The sequence below is a fragment of the Paraburkholderia aspalathi genome (assembly GCF_900116445.1).
Taxonomy (GTDB): domain Bacteria; phylum Pseudomonadota; class Gammaproteobacteria; order Burkholderiales; family Burkholderiaceae; genus Paraburkholderia; species Paraburkholderia aspalathi.
The window spans coordinates 80,877-104,230 of the sequence record NZ_FPBH01000001.1; the positions used below are offsets into that span (position 1 = coordinate 80,877).

The following is a 23,354-nucleotide window of genomic DNA, read 5'->3' on the forward strand; positions in this document are numbered from 1 at the left end:
AACAGGTTGGAGATCATTGATGAAATCGTTTCTTCGTCGCAAGCTGGATGTGAGCCTTACGTTTCGCACACTCGCCCTGGCGGCGGCCACGATGCTTGCAGGCGCCGCGGCGCACGCAGCACCGCTCAAAGGTGCGCCCGCACCGTTCGACAAGGGCGGCGTGAAGATCGCGCTCGTCAACTATCTGTCGACGGGTGATTTCTTCCAGGCTTATGAAGCCGGTGCGCAAAAGCAGGCCAAAGCGCTCGGCATCGATCTACGCATTTACGAAGGCCGTCAGGATGCAGCCGAACAACGTGAACAGATCCAGCAAGCGATCAGCCTCGGCGTATCGGCGATTATCGTGAATCACGGCTTGCCTGAATCGCTCAAGGACGTCGTGCAACGTGCGCTGGATAAAGGCATCAAAGTCGTCGCGTTCGATGTCGATCTGGGCAATCCGAAGGTACCGCAGATCGAGCAGAGCGATCGCGATCTGGCAGCGCTGCTGCTCGATCAGGCGGTGAAAGATAACGGCGATACCTTTGCCGCCGGCTATGTGTATGTAGCGGGTTTCGCACCGCTCGACCGGCGCGATGCGGTATGGCGTGACTTCAAGGCTGTCCATCCGAAGGTTCAGGAGAAGGCGCGCTGGGGCACGGTGGACAATCCGATCGCGCAGTCGGTGGCCAACCAGGCTGCTGCCGCCTATCGTGCTCATCCTGAGATTCGTGTGGTGTTCGCGCCGTACGACGAATTCGCACGCGGCGCGAAGCTCGCTGCGGACGAGGCGAACCTGTCGTCGAAACTGCGCATTTACAGCGCCGATATTTCGACCTCCGACATCGAGGCGATTCGCGCGCCGAATAGCGCGTGGGTGGCGACCGCGGCGACGAATCCCGCGGTGGTGGGTGCGGTGTCCGTACGGGCCGCGGCTTTGCTGCTCGCGGGGCAGACGCCCGAGCACCGGATTGTCGTCAAGCCGACGCTGATCACGCGCGACGATCTGGTGAAGAACAACATCAAGACGATTGCCGAGCTCGGCGATAAATTCCCGGCATTCCGTTCGAGCGATGCCGCGACGGCAGCGTGGATTCCGGCAGCGGACTGAGTGTCAGAGGCCGCACCGTCAATCATCTCCTTTGGACTTAAATGAGCAAACGTAGCGGACACCTGCGCCTCGGCGCTTTCCTTTATCCTGCCGGACACCACATTGCGGCGTGGCGACATCCCGAGGCGCAGGCGGACGCCGGCGTGAACTTTCGCCACTACGTCCGGCTCGCACAAGCGGCCGAGGCCGCGAAATTCGATCTGATCTTTCTCGCCGACGGCGTGGGGACACGCGGCGACAACGTCGACTTTCTGAGCCGCACGGCGCACAGCTACGTGGCGCAGTTCGAACCGGTCACATTGCTGTCGGCGCTGGCGGCCGTGACTGAGCGTATCGGTCTGGTCGGCACAGCCTCGACGAGCTTCAACGAGCCGTATCACATTGCCCGCAAGTTCGCCTCGCTCGATCACATTAGCGGAGGACGTGCGGGTTGGAATCTGGTCACTTCGTCGAGCGAGCACGAAGCGAAGAACTTCAACCGTGACAAACATTTCGATCACGCCGAGCGTTATGCCCGCGCCGCTGAATTCGCGGAAGTCACAGCAGGTCTGTGGGACAGCTGGGAGGACGACGCGTTTGTCCGCAACAAAGCTGAAGGGCGTTTCTTCGACCCCGCCAAACGGCACGTGCTGGATCACAAGGGACGCTTCTTTCAGGTCAAGGGCCCGCTGAACGTTGCACGTTCTCCGCAGGGGCATCCGATCGTCGTGCAGGCGGGGTCGTCCGAAGCCGGCCGGGACCTCGCAGCGAAAACGGCCGAGGTGATTTTCACGGCGCAGCAAACGCTGCAGGACGCGGCGGACTTTTACGCTGACGTGAAGGGACGCATGGCGGTGTACGGCCGTCATCCGGACGATCTGAAGATCATGCCGGGCGTGTTCCCGATCGTGGGCCGCACCGAAACCGAGGCGAAAGAGAAGTTCGAGCAGTTGCAGTCGCTTGTCGATCCGAAGGTGGGACTTGCGCTCGTATCCGGGTTGACCGGTGGGTTCGATCTCTCGGACTATCCACTCGACGGGCCGATCCCTGAGCTACCCGAAACGAATGCGAGCAAGAGCCGTCAGGTGTTGACGATCGAACTGGCTCGCCGCGAGAACCTGACGATCCGACAGCTCTATTTGCGGGTTGCGGGTGCGCGCGGCCATTGGCAACTCGTCGGCACGCCGGCGCAGATTGTCGATCAACTCGAAGAGCGTTTTGTGAATCACGCCGCCGACGGATTCAACGTGATGCCGCCGGTACTGCCGGAGGGTCTGACCGATTTCGTCGAACTCGTATTGCCGGAATTACGGCGACGCGGGTTGTTCCGCGAGGACTATGAAGGACGCACGCTGCGCGAGAACTTGGGATTGCGACGGCCGAAAAGCCGCCATTCTCCTGTACTTCAATCCGGCGCATAACTTTCCACGATTCGTTATTTCCTCCGGGCGCGGCCGTCGCCTACGCTGAAACGATAGATGCATGCGTCTGCCGCCGCCGCGCGTTGCGTGCTGCGGCCGTTCAACGAATCGTTTCAACGTGATGAGGATGCGAACATGAGCGATATCGTCATCGATGCACCGGTGTCTGCCGCGACGGTCGAGGCAGACTTGAACTACCTCGAGTTCACCGGCGAGAAACCGGTCTCGTACCAATACGAACCGCCGCCGGGTGTGCCGAAGCGCAGTGGCGTGTACCGGCCGCATCGGGTGAGTATTTCGAATGCCCGAGTCGCGCCGCCGCCTGGCGCGTTGTCGCTCGATCGTAACGGCTTCGAGTTGCATCGGCACGCTAGCGCGCTGAACGATTTCTCCGATCCGGCAAAGATCGAATCTGTCTACTATCGCGAAGCGGAGCAGTTGCTGAAACAGGCCACCGGCGCTCGCCGGGTGGTCGTGTTCGATCACACGCTGCGTGACGGCAATCCTGAGCGCAACGATGGCGTGAGGGAGCCCGTCAAGTACATCCATAACGACCAGACGTTTGTGTCGGGGCCGCGCCGGGTGCGCGATCATCTGCCGACCGGTGAAGCGGAGCGCTTGCTGCAAGGCCGTGTGGCAATCGTCAATCTGTGGCGTCCGATCGGAGAAACGGTGCAATCGTCACCGCTCGCGCTATGCGATTCGCGCAGTATCACGCTCAACGATCTGGTGGCATCGGACCTGGTTTATCCCGACAAGGTCGGCGAGACGTATGCGTTGGTCTTCAATCCGCGGCACCGTTGGTACTACTTTCCGCAGATGTCGCCCGATGAATTCCTGCTGCTGAAGATTTACGACTCGGCGGGCGACGGCATCGCGCGTCTCACGGCCCATACGGCTTTCGACGATCCCACGTCGCCGGCCGATGCGCCGCCGCGCCGGAGCATCGAATTGCGCACGCTGTTGTTCTTTTGAGCGCCGGCGTTGAGCGCGACGGCATGCTGTGAAATGCGGGGCAGCCGATAGCGGGACGCGTCTGCTGCAGCATCGCAGAATCTGCAATATCGAAAGCGTGAATTCTTGTTTGTTTGTGACGCAGCGTTTGGTTAGCATGCGGCGTTTGGGTCGTTGCTTTACTTCTTTGCTCGACGCAGCTTTTGTTTTTCGTCGAAGGAGGTAAGCGTAACGCTTGCCCGGTGTGTTTTCACAGCTCTCACGCCTTCGACATGTCAAGCCTCTATGCATCCAACGCCGGCCAGCAGGCCACCGGCGTGACACGACGGTTGGCCGCCGCGATCGCTCAGGCGTCGCCGTCCCGCGACGCCGACGCCATTGCCGCCGCAAGACGCGGCATTCTCGACTTTCTTGCCGCCGCCTTTGCCGGCGCGAGCGACAGCGGCTATCGAAAACTCCTGTCGGTCAGCGCCGACGATTCGCGTGGCGAAGCGTCGGTGATCGGCAGCAGCGCCCGTGCATCGGCGCAGCAGGCTGCGTTGCTCAACGGTTACGCGGGGCACGCACTCGATTACGACGATGTGCACAGCAGCGTAAGAGGACATCCTGCGACGGTCTTGCTGCCCGCGCTGTTCGCGCTGGCGCAAACACGCGGCAGCAGCGCGCTCGACCTGCTCGACGCCTACGTCGTCGGCGTCGAAACGATGGCGCGCCTCGGCCTTGCTCTCGGCAGCCGGCACTACGAGCAGGGCTTTCACAACACCGCGACATTGGGCGCACTTGGCGCGGCAGCCGCTGCGTCTTATCTGCTGAAACTCGATGCCGCCGCCATTGAGAACGCGCTGGGTCTTGCCGCCACACAATCCGCCGGCTTACGACTGCAGTTCGGCAGCGAAGCGAAACCCTTGCATGCCGGGCTTGCCGCCCGCGCCGGTTTATTCGCCGCCGAGCTCGCGGCAGCGGGACTGCAGGGCTCGCCTGAAGCGCTGGACGGACCGGTCGGCTTTTTCGCCGTGTTCAGCGGCGGCGCAGCGCAACCCGAACGCGTGCTCGACGGCTGGGGCGCACCGTGGCAAATCGCAGCCCCGGGTTTGTACTTCAAGCCGTGGGCATGCTGCACGGCGACGCACTACGCCGTGCATGCCGCATTGACGTTGCGCGACACACACCGTCTCACGCCGGACGACATTGCCGAGGTGACGGTGATATTTCCGCCCGGCGGCGACACACCGCTTTCCAGACATTTGCCCTCGACGGGTCTCGAAGCGCGTTTCAGCGTTGCCTACGCAGTCGCGGCCGCGCTGACGGATGGTTCACCCAGCGTGGCTACATTCGCCGATGTGCCCGTGCGCGACGACCTGATCGCGCTCGCACGGCGCGTGACAAGCCGCCACGATGAAACCGCCGCGCGCGCGTCGACCGATCCGGCCACGCGTTTCTCGACCGTCGAGATCGCGTTGCGTAACGGGACGGTACTGAGGCACAAGACCGACCGTCTCTACAGCGCGACGGATCTGGCCGCGAAATTCGCGGATGCCACCGGCCACGACGAACGTCTCGCGTTCATCCCCGCACATATCGACACGATGCAGAGCACCGCCGACCTCGCGTCCCTTTTCAATGTCTTTGCACAGATCCAAGTATGAGCACGAATAACAGCAGTACCCGCAGGCAGATGCGTCTCGGGCTCTTCATTCAGGGCGCGGGACACCACGTCGCCGGCTGGCGGCATCCTGACGCGCAGGCGGGCAGCGAGAATCTGGCGCTGATGCAACGCATCACGCAGACCGCCGAGCGCGCGAAGTTCGACATGGTCTTTCTCGCCGACGGCCTCACCAGCGGCCCCGATGCGCATCCGTCGATGGCGATGCGGCTCGAGCCGCTATGCCTGCTTTCGGCACTCGCCATGGGCACGCGCCACATCGGTCTCGCCGCTACCGCGTCGACCACCTATAGCGAGCCGTATCACGTCGCACGCGCGTTTGCGTCGCTGGATCATCTGAGCAGCGGACGCGCGGCCTGGAACGTCGTGACGACTTCGTACGATCGCACGGCCGCGAACTTCACACGTGGCAATCATCCGGATCACGCGCTGCGCTATGAAATGGCGGGTGAATTCGTCGACGTCGTCAAGGGGCTGTGGGACAGCTGGGATGACGACGCGGTGCTCAAGGACAAGGCGAGTGGCGTCTACTTCGATCCCGCCAAGGTGCATACGCTGGATCACAAGGGGCAGTTCTTCGCCGTCAAAGGCCCGTTGAATGCGTCGCGGCCGCCACAGGGACATCCTGTGGTGATTCAGGCTGGCTCGTCCGGGCCGGGACAGGATCTAGCCGCGCGCACGGCGGAAGTGGTGTTTACCGCGCAGCAGACTATCGAAGAAGCGCAGGTCTTCTATCGCGATCTGAAAGGCCGCTTGCCGAAATTCGGCCGTGAGGGTCAGCAGTTGCACGTGATGCCGGGCGTGTTTCCTGTCATCGGCAGGACGGAGCAGGAAGCGAAAGACAAATACGCGCAGTTGCAGGAATGGACCGATACATCGGGTGCGTTGTCACTGTTGTCCGACCGGTTGGGGCATGACGTGTCGAAGTATCCGCTCGATGGTCCTTTGCCGGAGTTGCCCGAATCCGATCAGTTGAAGAGTCGCGCCAAACTGCTGACCGATCTCGCACGCCGCGAGAATCTGACTTTGCGCGAGCTGTACTACCTGGTGGCCGGCGCGCGTGGACACCGCATCGTATGGGGCACGCCTGTGCAAGTGGCGGATGCGCTCGAAGAGTGGTTCACGGGCGAAGCGGCCGACGGTTTCAATATCATGCCGCCGTATTTCCCGGGCGGTCTCGACGATTTTGTCGAACTCGTCGTGCCGGAATTGCAGCGGCGTGGGTTATTCCGCACCGAATATAGCGGCACTACTCTGCGTGATCACCTCGGTTTGCAGCGGCCTGTGAGCCGCTATGCGGGGCAGTGAGAGACAAGAAGTAAAAGGCGGAAAGTAAAAAGCGGCGTCTGCTCAGCAGACGTCGCTTTTTTTTTCAAACTTGCATCCCGACCAGCGCCGTACTCGCAGGTCCAGATCGTTCGAGATCGTCTAAATCGCGAAGTGACGCAGATCCAGTGCCAACGGTGTGCGGGGCGCCGCCGCGTGTGCAGTCTCCGGCGCGGACGGCGTATGCGCCAGAAACTCACGCGTACGCGGACTGACCGGCGCGCGGAACAGCGCGTTAGCCGGACCGTGTTCGACAATCACACCGGCCTCGGTGAAATACACCGCATCGCTCACTTCCTCGGCAAAGCGCATCTCGTGCGTGACGAGCACGCAGGTCATGCCGTCCCTCACCAGATCGCGGATCACGGTCAGCACTTCGCCCACGGTCTCCGGGTCCAGTGCCGAGGTTACCTCGTCGAAGAGAATCAGATCCGGCTGCATCGCGAGCGCGCGTGCAATCGCCACGCGCTGTTGCTGACCGCCCGACAGTTCACCCGGATACGCATGCGCCTTGTTCTCGAGACGCACCTTCTTCAGCAGATCGTAAGCGGTGCGAGTGGCATCGGCTTTGTCGCGCCCGAGGATGCGCACCGGCGCGACAAGCAGATTGTCCAGTACGCTCAGATGCGGAAACAGGTTGTATTGCTGGAACACGAAGCCGACGCGCTTGCGTAGTTCGATCTCGTCGCGTTCAGAGGCGAGCTGATCGACGCGGGTGCCGTCGACTTCGATCTCGCCGTACTGGGGACGCAATAGCCCCGTAATGCAGCGCAAAATCGTCGACTTGCCCGACCCGGATGGTCCTATGATCGACACGGCCTGGCCGCGGAACACGTCGAGGTCGATGCCCTTGAGCACCGGCGTCGCGCCGAATGACAGATGCACGTCGCGCAAGCGGACCAGAGGGCGCGGACCCGCAGCGGCTGCGGGAGCGAGCGAGACATCAGCTGAAAGCATAGCGTTTCTCAAGAAGACGGGTGAAGCGCGCGATCGGGTAGCAGTAAGCGAAGAACAGGCCGAGCACGGTGAAATAGACGAGGACCGTGAAATCCGCGCGCGCCACGGTATTGCTCGCCACCTGCGCGGTGTCCAGCAAATCGTGCACACCCACCAGCGAAGCGAGCGCGGTCGCCATCGTGATGCTCGCGTACAGGTTCATCCACGGCGGCAGCATCCGCTTCACGCATTGCGGCAGGATGATCCAACGGAACACCTGGCTTCGGCTGAACGCAAGCGAACGTGCCGCATCCCACTGTGCATGAGGAATCGACTGGATTGCGCCGCGGAAGATCTCGGCGAAGTTGGCGCTGGCAGGCAGCGCGAGACCGAGCGTGACCTTGAACCAGTCGGGAAACGGCACGACGTGTTGCCCGAGCGCGATTTCGAATGGGAATACGTAGGTCGAAAAATAGATCAGCACGAGCAGTGGGGCGTTTCGAAACACCTGCACATAGCCGCGAACAATCAGCCGGACGCCCCGGATCGGCGACAGCAGCAAGGGGCCGAGCGCAAGACCGGCGAGTGTGCCGAGCGCGACGGCAAGCAGGCTGATTTCGATGTTGACCCACAAAGATTTGCCGAGCGCCGGTGCCCACGTGATGAGGGCGGCGAGTGCGGGATAGCTTGGGCCATGCGCGATCTCGTGTTCGGCGAGCGCCAGCAGCGCGGCGACGCCGACTACGCTGGCAAACGCAAAGAGGGAACGGTAGCGTCCGTCCCGCGCGGGCACGGTGATGGATTCAGTGGCCATAGCCGGGCATCCTCAGACGAACTTCGAGCCAGCGTCCCGCGCGATTGATCGCAAAGGTCAGTGCGCCGAAGAACAGCAGGATCAGGATCATCAACTCGAGCACGTTGTCGCGCTGCGTCCAGATCATGATCGATGCATACGTGATGTCGCCGACGGCGATTGCGGAGGCAACCGTGGTCATCTTCACCAGATCGACCATGTTGTTGACGAGCGCAGGCAGGGCATAGCGAAGCGCGAGCGGCAACTGCACGCTCCAAAGGCGCTGGCGGCGGCTGAAACCGAGCGACTGGGCCGCTTCGAGTGTGGTGCGCGGCACCGCTTCGATACCGGCGCGCAGGGCTTCGGCATGAAACGCGCCCTTGTGCAGCGAGATGACGATCGCGCTCCAGATGAACGGCGTCAGCGGATTGCCGCCCAGATTACGCAGCGCCTCGCTGAGCAGCATGTTGATCACCAGAAAGGCGCAGAACAGCTGCACGAGCGTCGGCGTATTGCGCGTGATCTCGACGAACACACGAGCGGGGCGCGCGAGCGCCGGACGCTGTGAGGTGAGTAACGCCGCCAACGCCACACCGGCGCCCAGACTGCCGAGCGCCGTCACGAGCGAGAGTTCCAGCGTGACCAGCATGCCATGCAGAAACGACGCGAGTTCATCAGGCGCGAGCACGAAACTATAGTTCAGCCCGATCCTGCTGATCGCATCGACCACGCTAGTAGCGGCGTGCGAGAGCACTTGCGTCGACTCGCTCATGCACCTTGCGCCTTGTACTTCGCATGCAGATCGAGCACGGCTTGCGAGGGCTGCATGCCGTTCTTGTGCTCGACGTCGATCAGCCAGCCGCTGCGATGCCAGTCCTGCACGATTTTCTCGAGCGCGCTCTGCGTATCCGTTTCACCCTTGCGAACCCAGATCACAGACGGCGACGGAATCAGCTCGTTCGATACGGGAATCGTGTAGTCCTTCCAGTCCGGATTGCGTGCGACGAGCAAGCGTAGCGTAGGGGCAACGTGAACCGCGGCGACGCAGTTATTGCCGCGCAGCGCGAGCAGCGACTCCGGCTGGCCGCGAAATGCCTTCACCTGTGCGCCATATTCTTCGGCGAGCGGCTTCGTATAGTTGCTGCCCTGCGAGACGCACACGGGCTTGCCGCGCACATCGTTCCAGGTCTTGATGCCGCTGTCCTTGCGGGTAATCAGCGCACCGCCGATTTCCTCAAACGGCGTGGGCGGATAGGAGAAGAGTTCCGCGCGCTCCTTGGTGACTTCCATGTTGGCGATCAGGGCATCGACCTTGCCTTGCTGCAGGAACTGCACGCGGTTCGACGGCTGGACCGGCGTCAATTCCACGTCGACGCCGAGGCGTTTTGCGACGTCGTTCGCGAGATCGACATTAAAGCCGAGCGGTTTCTGGGTGGCCGGGTCCAGCGAGCCGAACGGCGGCCCGGACAGGATCACGCCGATGACGATCTTGTGCCGCTGATGAATCCGATCGAGTGTCGTATCGGCGTGGGCGGCACTGGCGCCCAATGCTGCGAAAAGCGTCAAGGCGCGCAAGGCGCGCTGGAGGGTGGGGCGGGTCGGTCGGCTGAACATGAAAGATTAGGCGGAAGTCAGGTTGGATCCTGATATCGCTCCGGCCGATCGGCGTGACTTCGTTGCTATGAGGCCACCAGGACTCGCCGGAGGAGAAATACAGGACGCGATTCGGGACTGCCTATTCTCGGCATGTGTGACGCCGGAAAGAACCAAGGATTTTTCATACCGTTATCTGATTCGCGCATTTATGCAGACGCGAGCGTCGTTGAAACGGAGAAATGGATGTTGCGACGGATTTGACTGGCTATGCACCGGTTGTGTGTGCGGCGCTATATTCGGCTGACACGTTTGCTGCCTGTTGCGGCACGCCGGCATGCTGTGGAAAGCATACCGGCGTGCATATGCGGATAACGCGTTGACGCTCAGAATCAGATCAGAAATCCAGTCCCGGCCCACCTGCGCCCGGACCGCCCGGCTGGCCGGCTGCCGGCGCATCCTTCGGTGCTTCATGAACGGTGGCGTCGGTGGTCAACAGCAGACCCGCAACCGAGGCCGCGTTTTGCAGCGCCGTACGCGTGACCTTGGTCGGATCGAGCACGCCCGATTCCACGAGGTCGCCGTATTGACCGGTCTGTGCGTTGTAGCCGAAGTTGCCCGTGCCCTCTGCCACTTTCGCGACCACTACGCTGGCTTCTTCACCCGCGTTCGTCACGATCTGGCGCAGCGGTTCTTCGAGCGCGCGCAGCACGATCTTGATACCCGCGTCCTGATCGGCGTTCACGCCTCGCAGGCCGCTGATGGCCTGCTTCACGCGAATCAGCGCAACACCGCCGCCCGGCACGATACCTTCTTCGACCGCAGCGCGCGTGGCGTGCAGCGCGTCGTCGACACGGTCTTTCTTTTCCTTGACCTCGATCTCGGTCGCGCCGCCCACCTTGATGACCGCCACGCCGCCCGCCAGCTTCGCCACACGTTCCTGCAGTTTTTCGCGGTCGTAGTCGGAGCTTGCTTCCTCGATTTGTGTGCGGATCTGCTTCACACGCGCTTCGATGTTCTTGCTGTCGCCGGCGCCGTCGATGACCGTGGTGTTCTCCTTGCCCACCTCGATGCGCTTGGCTTGACCGAGTTCGGCAAGCGTCGCTTTCTCGAGCGTCAAGCCGGTTTCCTCAGCGATCACCTGGCCGCCGGTCAGAATCGCGATGTCTTCGAGCAGGGCCTTGCGGCGGTCGCCGAAGCCCGGCGCCTTGACCGCGACGGTCTTCAGAATGCCGCGAATGTTGTTGACCACGAGCGTGGCCAGCGCTTCGCCTTCCACGTCTTCCGCGATGATCAACAGCGGGCGGCCGGCTTTGGCGACCTGCTCCAGAATCGGCAGCAGATCGCGGATATTCGACACCTTCTTGTCGTGCAGCAGCACGAACGGGTTATCGAGCACGGCAACCTGCTTGTCCTGATCGTTGATGAAATACGGCGACAGGTAGCCACGATCGAATTGCAGACCTTCCACCACGTCGAGTTCATCGTCGAGCGACTTGCCGTCTTCCACGGTAATGACGCCTTCCTTGCCGACCCGATCGATCGCTTCGGCGATACGCTGGCCGATCGACTCTTCGCCGTTGGCCGAAATCGTTGCGACCTGGGCGATTTCCTTGCTGGTCGTGGTCGGCTTGCTGATCTTCTTGAGTTCGTCGATCGCGGCGATCACGGCCTTGTCGATGCCGCGTTTCAGGTCCAGCGGGTTGAGGCCTGCCGCGACGTATTTCTGGCCTTCACGCACGATGGCTTGCGCAAGCACGGTTGCGGTGGTGGTGCCGTCGCCGGCGGCGTCGCTGGTGCGGGAGGCCACCTCCTTCACAAGTTGCGCGCCGATGTTCTGCACGCGGTCCGGCAATTCGATTTCCTTGGCGACCGAGACGCCGTCTTTCGTCACCACCGGCGAGCCGAAGCTGCGTTCCAGCACGACATTGCGGCCCTTCGGACCGAGCGTGACCTTGACCGCGTTGGCCAGAATGTTGACGCCTTCTACGAGTTTCGAGCGGGCGACGTCACTAAAAATAATTTCTTTTGCTGCCATGGTTTGATGCTCCGTTCGTTATTGCGTGACGACTGCGACGACATCTTCTTCGCGCAGCACGAGCAGTTCGTTGCCGTCGACTTTGACCGACTGGCCGGCGTACTTGCCGAACAGCACGCGCTCGCCGACTTTCAGGTCGGGCTCGATGCGTTTGCCGTCGCTATCGCGCTTGCCCGGCCCAATGGCGATCACTTCGCCCTGGTCTGGCTTTTCGGCGGCGCTTTCCGGAATGACGATGCCTGAAGCAGTTTTGGTTTCCTGGTCGAGGCGCTTGACGATCAAGCGGTCATGCAAGGGACGTAGGCTCATGGTTCGACTTCCGCGATTGAAATTTGGCACTCGTCGCTGGTGAGTGCTGACCGGAATCGAGTATAGAAAGATGCCGCGCGACGCTCCAATAACGGATTCATCGATCCTTATCGGCGAATGGCATTTCAGAAACGCGCATATCAATAGCTCGATTCGCTGGTTTTGCAAGGTGGGCCGCGTCCCTATACTGATCCGTCGAATCGGCACGTCCCATTGGGACGCCGATACACGCTCACAGGACAATCAGCCGGATCAAGCCTGATCCGTGCGCTTATACAAGGAATGACGGTATGCAGGTCTCTCAGGAAAGCACAGCACGTGCACGGCTTCAGGCGGCGCTCAGCGCGTTGCCGGCGCTCGCTAAAGCGATCGGCGAAGATGCCGCGCAACGCGAGGTGCGGCGCGAGTTGCCGTTCGACCGCTTCGCATTGTTTCGCGAATCGGGGCTCGGCGTGCTCCGTTTTCCGGTCGAGTGGGGCGGCCTCGGCGGTTCGCTGGAAGATCTCTTCCATGTGATCGCCACGCTGGCTGCGGAAGAGTCGAATGTCGCGCACGCATTGCGGATTCATTTCGATCTGACCGAGCAGTTGGTGCTGTCGCCGCGCTCCGCCTTCAACGACACGCAGATCGAGCGTGTACGGGAAGGGGCGATCTTTGGAGGTGCGTCAACGGAGCTCGGCACATCCAGGCCCGGCGAAATCGTCACCAAGCTGGTGCGCGACGGTGAGCATTTTCGCGTAACGGGCAAAAAATATTACTCGACCGGCACGGCGTTCTCCGACTACGCGCGTATCAACGTGCAGGATGAAAACGACGAGAAGGTATCAATCGTTATCCCGGTCTCGCGTGAAGGCCTGCAGGTGCTCGACGATTGGGACGGGATGGGTCAACGCATGACGGCGAGCGGCAGTCTCGTGCTCGACAATGTGCAGGTATTTGCCCATGAAATCGCAACGCGCGGCTATACGAGTCTCGCGGGCCGCCATGGCAGCGCGGTGCGGCAATTGCATCTGGTCACGGTCGCGGCAGGTATCGTGCGCAACATTCTTGCGGACGCGCGGCGCTACGTGACGCAATATGGTCGTCCGGTGCTGCATAGCCCGGCGCCCTCGGCACGCGAGGACGGTTTCGTGCAACAGGTGGTGGGCGACCTCGCGGCGCATAGTCTATCCATCGACGCGCTTGTCGCGCAAAACGCACGCACCCTGGACCGCTCGGCAAATGCAATCCGCAGCGGCGCAGCCAATGCGGAAGAACTCGTGCTGGAAGGGTCCTTGGCTACCGCCAAAACGCAACTGGTGGTCAGCAAGCTGGCGCTCTATGCCGGCGAGCGTCTGTTTGAAATCGGCGGGGCATCGGCCACGGGGCGAGCGCACAACTTCGACCGTCACTGGCGCAATCTGCGCACCATCTTCAGCCACAACCCGTTGCTGCATAAAGCTCGCGTGATCGGCGATTACGAGTTGAACGGCGTGACCACGCATCTGACTGAAGGGCGAGTTTTCTGAAATGCCGGGAAAGACGCCACGATCCTTTCACCCATCATCCATTGATTGAATGCCATGAGCCGAGATCTGCTATTGCTGTTGGAACCGGGCTTCACCGATCCGAACCACCCCGGTGAGCGCTTCATCTGTCCTGATGGCGCGCCTATCGAAGGATTGCTCGCGAGCGATCCTGCGCTCAACGCACGCCTGGATATTCGCCGCTTGCAGTTTCCGCGTCCGCGCGCGGCGGTCGTGGAGGCGCTCGATGCTGAGCACCAGAGTCTGCCGGTGTTAATTTTCGGTGACGAACAGGCTGCGCCGGCTGATGCCAAGACGCTGGGCGAAAAGCGCTTCGTGACCGATACGCGCCGGATCCTCGATCTGCTCGCGCAGCGCCACGGTTTTCCTAAGGTGCATTGACGCAGCGGCTTGAGGTCGGCTTCGCGTAGCGATAGCAGTACGCGCTCACCGAACAAATTGAGGCCCGACTGACAATCGAAAAACTCAGCTGCGCGTCGTCGACGCCGACGAGCGCGCAGCCAGAGTTGAGTGAGTCACAGTGAGTCTTCAGTTCAACGCGACCGCAGCGGCGGCGCTCACCGGCGAGCCTTCGATCGCGACAGACTGAGCACCGTCCGGGCCAACCGGCACATCACCCACCAACGTCGTGCGATACAACTGCCGGTCGAAGTCGAGATCGAAAATATCCGTAGGGGCGAGGTGAGCCGTCGCGCGGTTGTCCCAGAACGCGACGCTGCCGGCCTCCCATTTGAAGCGCACGGTGAATTCGGGCCGCGTCACATGTTCCCAGAGCAGTTCGAGCAGCACCTGGCTTTCGCGTGGCGTCACGCCGACAATCGACTTCAGGAAACTCGGGCTCACATAGAGTGCCCGCTCGCCCGTTTCCGGATGCACTCTGACGAGCGGATGCTCGGTAACGAGAATGCGTTGTTCGACGGCTTTGACAAACGCTTCCGTTCCACTCGCGCCGGCTGGTGGCGTAAAGCGGTGCAGCCCGCGCAGCCCATCGACAAACGTGCGCAACGGCGCGGACAGCTTCTGATACGCGGCCACCAGATTGGTCCACTGGGTATCGCCGCCGTACGGCGGAATGGTCACGCCGCGCAGGATCGACGCCCAGGGTGGATTGACCGCGGCCGTCACATCCGTGTGCCAACCAGTCCAAGGCCGCTGCAGCGTTTGACCCTCGAAACGGGTCGCCTTGCGGTACTTCGAGATCGAATAGATTTCCGGATGACCGTCGACATGGCCGAACACCGGATGCCCCAAAGTCAACTCACCAAACTGCGTGGAGAAAGCAATATGCTGCTCATGCGTCAGAAACTGCTCGCGAAAGAACACGACGCGCCATTTAAGAAGCGCCGCGCGAATGTCCGCGATCTGACGCGCATCCAGTTTCTGCGTGAGATCGACACCGTGAATTTCAGCGCCGATATGCGCGGAAAGCGGATTGACCTGAATTGACTGTACTTCCTGCAATGCGGCTGCGCTCATGGGAGGCTCCTCGCGAAAGAGAACGTGTTGCGTCAATATCCCGCTACGGCGGGCACCTGTTTTGTCTCGGTGGTATAGCGGTTTGCAGGTCGCGGGAGTCCGAGGTTCTCGCGTAGCGTGCGGCCCTCGTATTCGGTGCGGAAAAGTCCACGCCGCTGCAATTCCGGCACCACCAGTTCGGCGAATTCCGTCAAGCCGCCCGGCAGCCACGGCGACATGATGTTGAAGCCATCGGCGCCTTCTTCTTCGAACCACTGTTGCAACTGGTCCGCGATGCTCTGCGGCGTGCCGACCACCTGCTGATGGCCGCGCGCGCCGGCAATGCGCAGGTACAGATCGCGGATCGTCAGGTTTTCGCGCCGCGCGAGATCGAACAGCAGGCGTTGACGGCTCTTGCCACCATTGGTTTCCGGCAACTCGGGGAGGGGCCCGTCGACGGGATACTGGGAAAGGTCCACGCCGCCCGACATGTTCGACAACAGCGACAGACCGACCGTCGGATGAATCAGGTCCTGCAGCGCGGCGAACTTCGCGTCCGCTTCTTCCTGCGTACGGCCGACAATCGGAAAAATGCCCGGCATGATCTTCAGGTGATCCGGCGAGCGGCCGTATTTCGCGAGGCGGCCTTTGACGTCGCGATAGAACGACTGCGCTTCATCGAGTGTCTGATGCGCGACGAAGATCACCTCTGCGGTTTGCGCCGCGAGCTCACGTCCCGCTTCCGATGCGCCGGCCTGCACGACGACTGGCCACCCCTGCGGCGAACGCGCGACGTTCAACGGCCCGCGCACTTTGAAATGCTTGCCTTTATGACCGAGCACGTGCAGCTTGTCCGGATCGAAATAGACGCCGCTTTCCTTGTCGCGGATAAACGCATCGTCTTCCCAGCTATCCCATAGGCCGGCCACCACATCGTAGAACTCGCGCGCGCGTTCATAGCGGACCGCGTGCTCCGGGTGGCGTTCGAAACTGAAGTTGAGCGCCTCGGATTCGGTGCTCGACGTCACGAGATTCCAACCCGAGCGTCCGCCGCTCAGATGATCGAGCGACGCGAATTTGCGCGCGAGGTTGTACGGCTCGTTGAATGTGGTGGAGACCGTGGCGATCAGGCCTACGTGTTTCGTCACGACAGAAAGCGCGGACAGTAGAGTCAACGGTTCGAAATGATCGGCACGTGCGGTACGAGATAGCGAGGGTAGATTCGTGTCGCGCACGCTGACGCTGTCGGCGAAAAATATCGTGTCGAATTTGGCGCGTTCGGCGATCTGCGCCAGTTCCGCGTAGTGCGCGAAGTCGAGTCCGCCGCTCGCGAGTGCATCCGGGTGCCGCCACGCGGCGATATGGTGGCCCGTCTCCATCAGGAAGGCGCCCAGTTTGATCTGTCGCTTCTGGCGATTTTCGCCGCTCATCGTTGTCTCCGCGAAGGGTTTGTGTGTATGGGGGGGCCGCGGGTGTTACCAGGCGAGTCGCCATTCGGTGATCGATGGATTCGCTACTGGAATGCGCGTGCCGCCGTGTGGCGTATCGCCGTCGTGAGGTTCGCGGCGCGCGGCGTCGTGCTCAGCGTCGTGCTCGGCGAAGTCGGCCAGCACTTCGTCGCGCAAACGAATGAAGCGGGGATCGTTACGCTCGCGCGGACGCGGCAGAGCGACATCGGCGATCCGTTTGATGCGGCCCGGCCGGGGCGCCATCGTAACGACGCGGTCACCGAGGTAGAGCGCTTCGTCGACGTCGTGTGTAACGAGAATCATCGTGATGCGTTCGTGTTCCCAGATGTGTTGTAACTCGTTTTGCAGGCGGCCGCGCGTGAGCGCATCGAGCGCGCCGAATGGCTCGTCAAGCAGCAGAACACGCGGACGGTTCACGAGGCCGCGTGCGATCGCCACACGCTGCGCCATGCCGCCCGATAACTGATGCGGATACGCATTCTCGAAGCCGTTCAGGCCGACGAGCGCGATGTGCTGCGCGACCGCATCCCGCTTTTCTCGTGCCGACAGCGGCGCGTTACGCAACGCGGCGAGAATGTTTTGCGATGCCGTGAGCCAAGGAAACAGGCGGTGATCCTGAAACACGATGCCGCGTTCGAGCGACGTATCGCGCACCTTGTCTCCGGCAACGACAATATCGCCGCTGTAATCGCTGTCCAGTCCCGCGATCAACCGCAGCAAGGTCGACTTGCCGCAACCGCTCGAACCGAGCACGCTGACGAATTCGCCGGGGCGCACCCGCAGGCTGATGTCGTCGAGCACCGCGAGCGATGTGCCGCCTTGTTGCGTATAGCGCTTGCTGACGTGAAGAATGTCGATGCTGTCGGACAGTGTGGAAGAAGTCATGTGCGGACCTTGATCTGTAATTTGTATTCAGTGCAAACCCAGTGCAAATTCAGCGCATAGCCGGTGAACATCGGCTGCGTGCTTATCGAGCGGCCACCTGCGAACGGCGTGCAAAGATCGCCCGTTCCACCGCGCGCGCCAGCGCGTTCAACGCCCAGCCGGTCACGCCGACCACGATCACGCCGAACAGCACCAGGTCCATACGGAATTGCTCGCTGCCGTCGATCAGCGTATTGCCGATCCCGCTGCCTGCCACCAGCAGATATTCCGCGCCAAGCGTGGCAAGCCACGAATAGATCAGCGCGAGATAGAGGCCGGTGAAGATTGACGGCAACGCGGCCGGCAGAATGACCGCGCGGATCAATTGCCAGCGCGAATAGCGAAATGCACGCGCGACCTCGATGTAGGCGCGCGGCACAGCGTGAATGCCGTCGCACGTGTGTGCGGCGACCGGCAGCAACGCCGCGAGCGAGAGGAACACGACTTTCGCTGCATCGCCGAGACCGAACCACACGGAAATCAGCGGAATCCACGCAAACAGGGAGATCTGTTTGAACGTGTCGAAGCTCGGGCCAATCATGCGCGTGGCAAGCCGCGAGAAGCCGAGCGCGCTGCCGAGCAACAGGCCACCTAGCGTGCCGATCACGAAACCGCTCGCTTCACGCACGAGCGAGGCGGAAAGGGCCTTGAAAAGCGCACCGCTGACGATTTGCTGCCAGGCGGTGGCCAGCACCTGCGCGGGGCTGACCAGCAAGCCGCTCTTGACAACGTGCGCTTCCGAGATCGCCCACCAGATCGCAATGGCGACGATGGGCAAGACGGCGCCGCGCCCGTCGACGCGTGAGAGCAGGGACCGGCGCGGTCGCGCCGCGCGTTGGAAGGAGGCGGGCACGTTACTGCCGCAGTCGCAAGACGCATCGGCCGACTGTTTTAATCCGGCTGGCCGCTTGAAGAGAGCAAGACTCATCGTGGATACCTCATATACGGTGCGTGGCGGCAATCGGCGCCATGACCATCACTCGCGAAACGCCGACGGTTGACCGCGCCGCAAACGCGCTTCGAGTGCGTCGAGCGAACGATTCATCGCGTAACCGATGGCGCCGACCACGACGACCGAGGCCATCACCAGGTCGAGCTGAAACAGTTGCCGGCCGTAGACGATCAGATAGCCAAGCCCTTCGGAAGACGCCACCAGTTCGACGACCACCAGTGCGAGCCACGCTTTGGTGAACGCGAGCCGCACGCCGGTGGCGAGCGTCGGCACGGCTGCGGGCAGCACGAGATAAACGATCCGCTGCCAGCGCTTGTATTCGAAGACGCGCGCGACTTCATCGAGTGAAGCGGGTGTCTGGCGGAATCCTTGCAGCGTGCTCAATGTCACGGGAACAAGGGCGGCATGTGCGATCAGGATGTATTTGAGCGGCTCGCCGACACCGACGAGCAGCAGCAGAAAGGGCAACCAGCCGAGCACCGGAATCTGCACCAAAGCATTGAAGCTCGGCAGCACATAGGCTTCGAAGGTACGCGACAGACCGAACGCTGCGCCGAGCACAAAGCCGACCAGGGTGCCCGCAGCGAAGCCGAGCAGCACGCGCTGGAGACTGATGAGCGTATTGCTTGCGAGATCGTCGCTTCTCGCCAGTTCGACAAAGGTGTCGAACACCCGCTCGGGTGGCGGCAAAATCTGCGGCGCGATCCAGCCGCGCTCGCAACCGGTCGCCCATAAGGCGAGCAGGACGACTGGCAATACCCACGGCGCGAGATGCCAGGCGAGGGCGCGCAAGCGCGCATTGCGATAGAGCGGCGCGCGCTGCGCCTCATCAGCGTGGCCGAGCCGTTCGCTATCGACCGGAAATGCGGTTTCGCTCATCGTGATCGCTCCCGTTTTAGCTGAGCGGCTTGCCGGCAGCGTCGTAGCGCGTCCAGTAGTGGTCGAGTTTTTGCGTGCGCAGCGCATTGTCGAGATACTTCGTCTCGAACCAGCCGTCGACCTGGACGGGTTGCCGGATCAGTTTGAGTTTCAGCGCATCCGCCGCGACCGCTTTATAACGCGCGACGATGAACGGATCGATCAACGGCGAATTGCGGTCTTTCAGGCTTTGATTCGCGAACTCGGCCTGCCATGAGGAGTAGGGCACGCCGCTTTTTGCCCACAGCTTGAAGAGCGCATCGCGGTTCGCTTCATCCGACGACCATTGCGCGCCTTGAACGAACACGTTGACGACGCGTTGCACTACATCCGGATGCGCGTTATCGAAATCGTCGAGTACCAGCAGATGCGATTGACGCGTGAATTGCGGCCCGTCGTTCTGCGATTCGTAGATGATTTTCGCGAGACCCTGGTCGCGCAGTTTGTACAGGTGATAATCGTTGACCGACGCGTCGATCCCCTTGGACGCCAGCGCGGCGAGCGAGCTAGCGGTGTCGAGATTGATCACACGCAGGTCGCGCTCTTCGAGCTGATTGGCGGCGAGCGCGTTGTCGGCGACCAGTTGCAGATTGGTGCCACGAAAAATCGATACGCGGCGGCCTTTGAGGTCTTTGATCGAACGCACGTCCGAATCCGGGGGCACGGCGATCTTGATGCCGGTACGCACGCCCGAGGCGATCAGGAGGTGAGTCTTCAGGCCGTTGGCGCGGGCGAGTACTGCAGGCAGATCTCCCTGAAAGGCGAAGTCGAGTGACTTGTCGGCGATCGCTTCATTCACGGCGGGGCCGGCGCCTTTGAAGAAGAGCCATTCGACCTTGATGCCGTCGGCGGCGAATTCCTTTTCGAGCGACTGCTGCAATTGCACCGTCGCCGCTGGTGATCCGCCAAAGGTAGGTGGATCGCCCGTGCCCTGCTGCGCGACGCCGATCCGGATCACAGCGGGTTTGTCAGCGTAGGCATGACCCGTGGCAAGCGACAGGGCCGCCACGGCAACAAAAGATTTCAGCAGACGAAAATAGCGCATTCGGCGATACCGATCGATGGAAGGGAATGGAGTGCAAATGCTCAGATGGGCAGAGAGCTGGCAATACACGTTAGATTCGCGTGCGCTCGAATCCAACCAATCATTGCTGATAAGAAAATCTGCAGTAGTTCGAACCACGTTGCCTGAAAGGGTCCGTGCGGCACTAGCGCGGTGCAAGTGCGTGATTCCCGATTTGCATAGTTAAATTCGTCGTTTTGCTGGCATGGATTGCGTGGCTACCATTCGACGCTTCAGCCATTCATGCGAACGCGAGATCATGTCCACTGTTGCTTTTCCATCGACCGTCGCCGAGCCGCAGGCGCCTGCGGCTAACACAGCGTCTCCTACTGTCATCCGTAGTGCGCAAGATGTTTCGCGCATCGTCAACGCAGGCGCTGCAAAGGGCAGTAACGCACGCATCGTGATTGCGATCGCCCTGGGTGGAGTCTTTCTCGATGCTTACGACCTGACGTCGCTTGCTTACGGGATCAAGGACATCGCACGCCAGTTTTCACTGTCGCCGGTTCAGGTGGGATTCGTCTCGTCGGCGATCACGTTCGGCGCGATCCTCGGTGCATTGTTCGGCGGGTATCTGACCGATCGCATCGGCCGTTATCGCGTGTTTATGGCCGATATGCTGTTCTTCGTGGTGGCGGCGATTGCGGCCGGTCTTGCGCCGAATGCGTGGGTGCTCGGCGGGGCACGCTTTCTGATGGGCTTCGGCGTGGGGCTCGATCTGCCGGTGGCGATGGCGTTTCTCGCCGAGTTCTCGCGGGTGGCGGGCAAGGGCAACAAGGCGGCCAGTGTGGCTGCGTGGTGCCCCGCGTGGTACGCAGCCACGAGCACCTGCTATCTGCTGATTCTCGGGCTGTATGCGATTCTGCCGGAGCATCAGCTTGGCTGGTTATGGCGTCTGACGCTCGCGTTCGGTGCGGTACCGGCCATTGTGATTATTCTCGTGCGCAGCCGCTATATCAGCGAATCGCCTGTTTGGGCAGCGAATCAGGGCGATCTCGAGGAGGCCGCGCGCATTCTGAAGCGCTCGTACGGCGTCGACGCAGTGGTTGAACGAAGCGCGACACCGATCAAAGCACCGCGTGCGGCGTCCTGGCGTAACTATGGGGTCCTGTTCAATGCGACTTACCGGCGCCGCACGATTCTTGCCGCGGTGATTGGCAGTGCTTCTTCGTTCGGCTACAACGCGATTATTTTCGGCTTGCCGGTGATCATCACCAGCTTCTTTCATCAGGGGCCGCTTACGACGATCATCGCAGCGCTCGCGCTGAATCTGGCATTTGCGTTCGTGGGTGGACTGATCGGCGTGCGCACCGCGCCGACCGTCGGCGCGTGGAAGATGACCGTGCTCGGACACTCGCTGCAGTTCGCCTCGCTGATCGGCCTCGCGTTGATCGGCAAACCGGGCAATGGCGCGCTCGTGGTGGTTGCGATCCTGTTGCTCGGCGGCTATCTATTCGGGCAAGGTTTCGGACCTGGCTCCCACTCGATGACCTATGCGTCGCTGAGCTACCCGACCTCGCTGCGCGGAATCGGCGTGGGTTTCAATCAGACCTTGGTGCGTTCCGCGTCGACGGTTTCGTTGTTCCTATTCCCGGTTCTGGCCGCCGCGTTCGGTACGAAGGTTTTCTGGCTGATCGCGATTGCGCCGCTGACTTCGTTGCTCGTGCTGCTGGCGATTCGGTGGGAGCCGTCGGGTTATGACATTGACGCCGAGGACTACGCGGAGCCGCCGGCCAAAGCAAACGCGGCGCTGGCGTAGCGTTCCAACAATCACGCGGCGCGCTCGACGAGGCCCGGCCGCAGTTGAGTCAGCGCGCTACATCCCAGCAGGCGCATGGCGATATGCATCTCCTGCAGCATCAAGGCCAGTACCTCCTTGACGCCGGCGCCGCCGTGCGACGCGAGACCGTAAAGCGGCGCACGCCCGAGCAATACGCCGCGTGCGCCCAGCGAAACGGCTTTCAATGCATCGCTGCCGCGCCGCACGCCGCCGTCGACGAACACGTCGAGACGATGCCCCACAGCCTCGGCGATTTCCGGCAATAGTTCGAGCGGCGCGAACGTGCTGTCCAATTGCCGTCCGCCGTGGTTCGATAGCACGATCCCATCCGTTCCGCGTGCGAGCGCCAGCAATGCGTCGTCGCGCCCCTGAATGCCTTTCACGATCAGCTTGCCGCTCCAGTGCCGCCGGACCCATTCGAGATCTGCCCAGCCGAGCGTCAAGTCCATCTGCCGGCTGAGCATGGCGGCGTGACGCGCCAGATCGGCCCGTTCGCCGACGCTCTCTGCGATGTTTTTCAATTGCGGCGAACCATGGCGCGCCATCTGCCAGCACCAGTGCGGATGGCGGATGCAATCGGCAATGAGCCGCGGCGACAGTCGCAAGGGCAGCGCGAAGCCGTTGCGTGTGTCGTGATCGCGTTTGCCATGGACCGGCACGTCGACAGTCAGGACAAGCGTGGAAAAGCCTGCCGCGCTCGCGCGCCGCATCAGGTCCTCGGCTATACCGCGGTCCTGCTGCACATAGAGCTGCATCCACAGGTCGCCGCGCGGCGCGGCGGCGCGCACGTCTTCGAGCAGGGAGGTGGACGCTGTCGACAGAACGAAGGGCAAGCCCGCTTCGCTCGCGGCGTGGGCGAGCAGTTCGTCGGCACGCGGCCAGAACAGACCGTTCAAACCAGTCGGCCCGACGATCAACGGCGCGGCCGCCTCCCGTCCGAAAAACTGCGTGGCGCTCGAGCAGCGCGACACGTCGGTTAGCACGCGCGGTTTGAAGAGCCACTGGCGGTAAGCCTCGGCATTGCGGCGCAAGGCGTCGCCGTCCTCCGCGCCGCCGTCGAGATAGTCGAAGGCGAGGCGCGGCAGACGTTTCTGGGCGGCGATCCGGTAATCAGCTACGCATGAAAGCATGAATGCTCCACAGACTTCAAATTTGCTGCGGTTGT

Annotated in this window: 21 protein-coding genes; 8 read left to right on the forward strand and 13 right to left on the reverse strand. The window is 62.0% G+C overall.

The window, feature by feature from the left end:
- Positions 1-19 precede the first annotated feature (19 nt).
- The 5 genes from BM438_RS00385 (at position 20) to BM438_RS00405 (ending at position 6,415) form a co-directional block, all read left to right on the forward strand.
- Positions 20-1,090, forward strand: a complete 1,071-nt coding sequence (locus BM438_RS00385) for a substrate-binding domain-containing protein (RefSeq protein ID WP_093632387.1) — start codon at positions 20-22, stop codon at positions 1,088-1,090.
- 41 nt (positions 1,091-1,131) lie between these two features.
- On the forward strand, positions 1,132-2,490 hold the full coding sequence (locus BM438_RS00390; protein ID WP_093632389.1) for an LLM class flavin-dependent oxidoreductase: 1,359 nt from the start codon (positions 1,132-1,134) through the stop codon (positions 2,488-2,490).
- Between the two features lie 135 nt (positions 2,491-2,625).
- Complete coding sequence (locus BM438_RS00395) at positions 2,626-3,465, forward strand: CmcJ/NvfI family oxidoreductase (RefSeq protein ID WP_093632751.1); 840 nt, start codon at positions 2,626-2,628, stop codon at positions 3,463-3,465.
- A gap of 251 nt (positions 3,466-3,716) precedes the next feature.
- A complete protein-coding gene (locus BM438_RS00400; protein ID WP_093632391.1) occupies positions 3,717-5,090 on the forward strand; it encodes an MmgE/PrpD family protein in 1,374 nt (457 codons plus the stop codon).
- Entirely contained in the window at positions 5,087-6,415 is a 1,329-nt protein-coding gene (locus tag BM438_RS00405) for an LLM class flavin-dependent oxidoreductase (RefSeq protein ID WP_093632393.1), read from the forward strand. The genes BM438_RS00400 and BM438_RS00405 overlap by 4 nt, the downstream gene beginning before the upstream one ends.
- A gap of 120 nt (positions 6,416-6,535) precedes the next feature.
- On the opposite strand, the gene BM438_RS00410 is transcribed toward BM438_RS00405, so the two are convergent.
- The 6 genes from BM438_RS00410 to BM438_RS00435 form a co-directional block, all read right to left on the reverse strand.
- The gene (locus tag BM438_RS00410; RefSeq protein WP_093632395.1) at positions 6,536-7,390 is read right to left on the reverse strand and encodes an amino acid ABC transporter ATP-binding protein; all 855 of its coding nucleotides are present in this window, start codon (positions 7,388-7,390) and stop codon (positions 6,536-6,538) included.
- Positions 7,377-8,183, reverse strand: a complete 807-nt coding sequence (locus BM438_RS00415) for an amino acid ABC transporter permease (protein ID WP_093632397.1) — start codon at positions 8,181-8,183, stop codon at positions 7,377-7,379. The genes BM438_RS00410 and BM438_RS00415 overlap by 14 nt, the downstream gene beginning before the upstream one ends.
- On the reverse strand, positions 8,173-8,934 hold the full coding sequence (locus BM438_RS00420) for an amino acid ABC transporter permease (RefSeq protein ID WP_093632399.1): 762 nt from the start codon (positions 8,932-8,934) through the stop codon (positions 8,173-8,175). The genes BM438_RS00415 and BM438_RS00420 overlap by 11 nt, the downstream gene beginning before the upstream one ends.
- Positions 8,931-9,776, reverse strand: a complete 846-nt coding sequence (locus tag BM438_RS00425) for a transporter substrate-binding domain-containing protein (protein WP_093632400.1) — start codon at positions 9,774-9,776, stop codon at positions 8,931-8,933. The genes BM438_RS00420 and BM438_RS00425 overlap by 4 nt, the downstream gene beginning before the upstream one ends.
- A gap of 376 nt (positions 9,777-10,152) precedes the next feature.
- Positions 10,153-11,793, reverse strand: coding sequence for a chaperonin GroEL (gene groL, locus BM438_RS00430; RefSeq protein ID WP_093632401.1), 1,641 nt, complete (start codon positions 11,791-11,793; stop codon positions 10,153-10,155).
- Positions 11,794-11,811: 18 nt separating this feature from the next.
- Positions 11,812-12,102 (reverse strand): co-chaperone GroES, encoded by a 291-nt coding sequence (locus BM438_RS00435; RefSeq protein WP_007177123.1) that lies wholly within the window; start codon positions 12,100-12,102, stop codon positions 11,812-11,814.
- A gap of 290 nt (positions 12,103-12,392) precedes the next feature.
- On the opposite strand from BM438_RS00435, the gene BM438_RS00440 reads away from it, so the two are divergent.
- Both BM438_RS00440 and BM438_RS00445 read left to right on the forward strand, forming a co-directional pair.
- Positions 12,393-13,610: an acyl-CoA dehydrogenase family protein gene (locus BM438_RS00440; RefSeq protein ID WP_054040058.1), complete on the forward strand. Its 1,218-nt coding sequence runs from the start codon at positions 12,393-12,395 to the stop codon at positions 13,608-13,610.
- Positions 13,611-13,664: 54 nt separating this feature from the next.
- Positions 13,665-14,009, forward strand: coding sequence for a DUF3088 domain-containing protein (locus tag BM438_RS00445; RefSeq protein ID WP_093632402.1), 345 nt, complete (start codon positions 13,665-13,667; stop codon positions 14,007-14,009).
- 147 nt (positions 14,010-14,156) lie between these two features.
- Here BM438_RS00445 and BM438_RS00450 read toward each other — a convergent pair whose 3' ends face one another.
- From BM438_RS00450 to BM438_RS00475, 6 genes are all read right to left on the reverse strand, one after another.
- Entirely contained in the window at positions 14,157-15,104 is a 948-nt protein-coding gene (locus tag BM438_RS00450) for a TauD/TfdA dioxygenase family protein (RefSeq protein WP_093632403.1), read from the reverse strand.
- Positions 15,105-15,136: 32 nt separating this feature from the next.
- On the reverse strand, positions 15,137-16,513 hold the full coding sequence (locus BM438_RS00455; protein WP_093632404.1) for an LLM class flavin-dependent oxidoreductase: 1,377 nt from the start codon (positions 16,511-16,513) through the stop codon (positions 15,137-15,139).
- Between the two features lie 45 nt (positions 16,514-16,558).
- Entirely contained in the window at positions 16,559-17,437 is an 879-nt protein-coding gene (locus tag BM438_RS00460; RefSeq protein ID WP_093632405.1) for an ABC transporter ATP-binding protein, read from the reverse strand.
- Between the two features lie 82 nt (positions 17,438-17,519).
- On the reverse strand, positions 17,520-18,404 hold the full coding sequence (locus BM438_RS00465) for an ABC transporter permease (protein ID WP_093632406.1): 885 nt from the start codon (positions 18,402-18,404) through the stop codon (positions 17,520-17,522).
- A 48-nt stretch (positions 18,405-18,452) separates the two neighbouring features.
- Positions 18,453-19,307, reverse strand: a complete 855-nt coding sequence (locus tag BM438_RS00470; RefSeq protein ID WP_093632407.1) for an ABC transporter permease — start codon at positions 19,305-19,307, stop codon at positions 18,453-18,455.
- 16 nt (positions 19,308-19,323) lie between these two features.
- Positions 19,324-20,391, reverse strand: coding sequence for an ABC transporter substrate-binding protein (locus BM438_RS00475; RefSeq protein ID WP_093632408.1), 1,068 nt, complete (start codon positions 20,389-20,391; stop codon positions 19,324-19,326).
- A gap of 277 nt (positions 20,392-20,668) precedes the next feature.
- Here BM438_RS00475 and BM438_RS00480 point away from each other — a divergent pair, with 277 nt between their 5' ends.
- Complete coding sequence (locus BM438_RS00480) at positions 20,669-22,168, forward strand: MFS transporter (protein ID WP_093632409.1); 1,500 nt, start codon at positions 20,669-20,671, stop codon at positions 22,166-22,168.
- 11 nt (positions 22,169-22,179) lie between these two features.
- On the opposite strand, the gene BM438_RS00485 is transcribed toward BM438_RS00480, so the two are convergent.
- Positions 22,180-23,319 (reverse strand): alpha-hydroxy acid oxidase, encoded by a 1,140-nt coding sequence (locus BM438_RS00485; protein WP_093632410.1) that lies wholly within the window; start codon positions 23,317-23,319, stop codon positions 22,180-22,182.
- Positions 23,320-23,354 lie beyond the last annotated feature (35 nt).

What these genes read in the sequence shown, in the direction of transcription:
- BM438_RS00385 (WP_093632387.1), top strand. Translation starts at nt 20, where the DNA reads ATGAAATCGTTTCTTCGTCGCAAGCTGGATGTGAGCCTTACGTTTCGC.
- BM438_RS00390 (WP_093632389.1), top strand. Translation starts at nt 1,132, where the DNA reads ATGAGCAAACGTAGCGGACACCTGCGCCTCGGCGCTTTCCTTTATCCT.
- BM438_RS00395 (WP_093632751.1), top strand. Translation starts at nt 2,626, where the DNA reads ATGAGCGATATCGTCATCGATGCACCGGTGTCTGCCGCGACGGTCGAG.
- BM438_RS00400 (WP_093632391.1), top strand. Translation starts at nt 3,717, where the DNA reads ATGTCAAGCCTCTATGCATCCAACGCCGGCCAGCAGGCCACCGGCGTG.
- BM438_RS00405 (WP_093632393.1), top strand. Translation starts at nt 5,087, where the DNA reads ATGAGCACGAATAACAGCAGTACCCGCAGGCAGATGCGTCTCGGGCTC.
- BM438_RS00410 (WP_093632395.1), bottom strand. Translation starts at nt 7,390, where the DNA reads ATGCTTTCAGCTGATGTCTCGCTCGCTCCCGCAGCCGCTGCGGGTCCG.
- BM438_RS00415 (WP_093632397.1), bottom strand. Translation starts at nt 8,183, where the DNA reads ATGGCCACTGAATCCATCACCGTGCCCGCGCGGGACGGACGCTACCGT.
- BM438_RS00420 (WP_093632399.1), bottom strand. Translation starts at nt 8,934, where the DNA reads ATGAGCGAGTCGACGCAAGTGCTCTCGCACGCCGCTACTAGCGTGGTC.
- BM438_RS00425 (WP_093632400.1), bottom strand. Translation starts at nt 9,776, where the DNA reads ATGTTCAGCCGACCGACCCGCCCCACCCTCCAGCGCGCCTTGCGCGCC.
- groL (WP_093632401.1), bottom strand. Translation starts at nt 11,793, where the DNA reads ATGGCAGCAAAAGAAATTATTTTTAGTGACGTCGCCCGCTCGAAACTC.
- BM438_RS00435 (WP_007177123.1), bottom strand. Translation starts at nt 12,102, where the DNA reads ATGAGCCTACGTCCCTTGCATGACCGCTTGATCGTCAAGCGCCTCGAC.
- BM438_RS00440 (WP_054040058.1), top strand. Translation starts at nt 12,393, where the DNA reads ATGCAGGTCTCTCAGGAAAGCACAGCACGTGCACGGCTTCAGGCGGCG.
- BM438_RS00445 (WP_093632402.1), top strand. Translation starts at nt 13,665, where the DNA reads ATGAGCCGAGATCTGCTATTGCTGTTGGAACCGGGCTTCACCGATCCG.
- BM438_RS00450 (WP_093632403.1), bottom strand. Translation starts at nt 15,104, where the DNA reads ATGAGCGCAGCCGCATTGCAGGAAGTACAGTCAATTCAGGTCAATCCG.
- BM438_RS00455 (WP_093632404.1), bottom strand. Translation starts at nt 16,513, where the DNA reads ATGAGCGGCGAAAATCGCCAGAAGCGACAGATCAAACTGGGCGCCTTC.
- BM438_RS00460 (WP_093632405.1), bottom strand. Translation starts at nt 17,437, where the DNA reads ATGACTTCTTCCACACTGTCCGACAGCATCGACATTCTTCACGTCAGC.
- BM438_RS00465 (WP_093632406.1), bottom strand. Translation starts at nt 18,404, where the DNA reads ATGAGTCTTGCTCTCTTCAAGCGGCCAGCCGGATTAAAACAGTCGGCC.
- BM438_RS00470 (WP_093632407.1), bottom strand. Translation starts at nt 19,307, where the DNA reads ATGAGCGAAACCGCATTTCCGGTCGATAGCGAACGGCTCGGCCACGCT.
- BM438_RS00475 (WP_093632408.1), bottom strand. Translation starts at nt 20,391, where the DNA reads ATGCGCTATTTTCGTCTGCTGAAATCTTTTGTTGCCGTGGCGGCCCTG.
- BM438_RS00480 (WP_093632409.1), top strand. Translation starts at nt 20,669, where the DNA reads ATGTCCACTGTTGCTTTTCCATCGACCGTCGCCGAGCCGCAGGCGCCT.
- BM438_RS00485 (WP_093632410.1), bottom strand. Translation starts at nt 23,319, where the DNA reads ATGCTTTCATGCGTAGCTGATTACCGGATCGCCGCCCAGAAACGTCTG.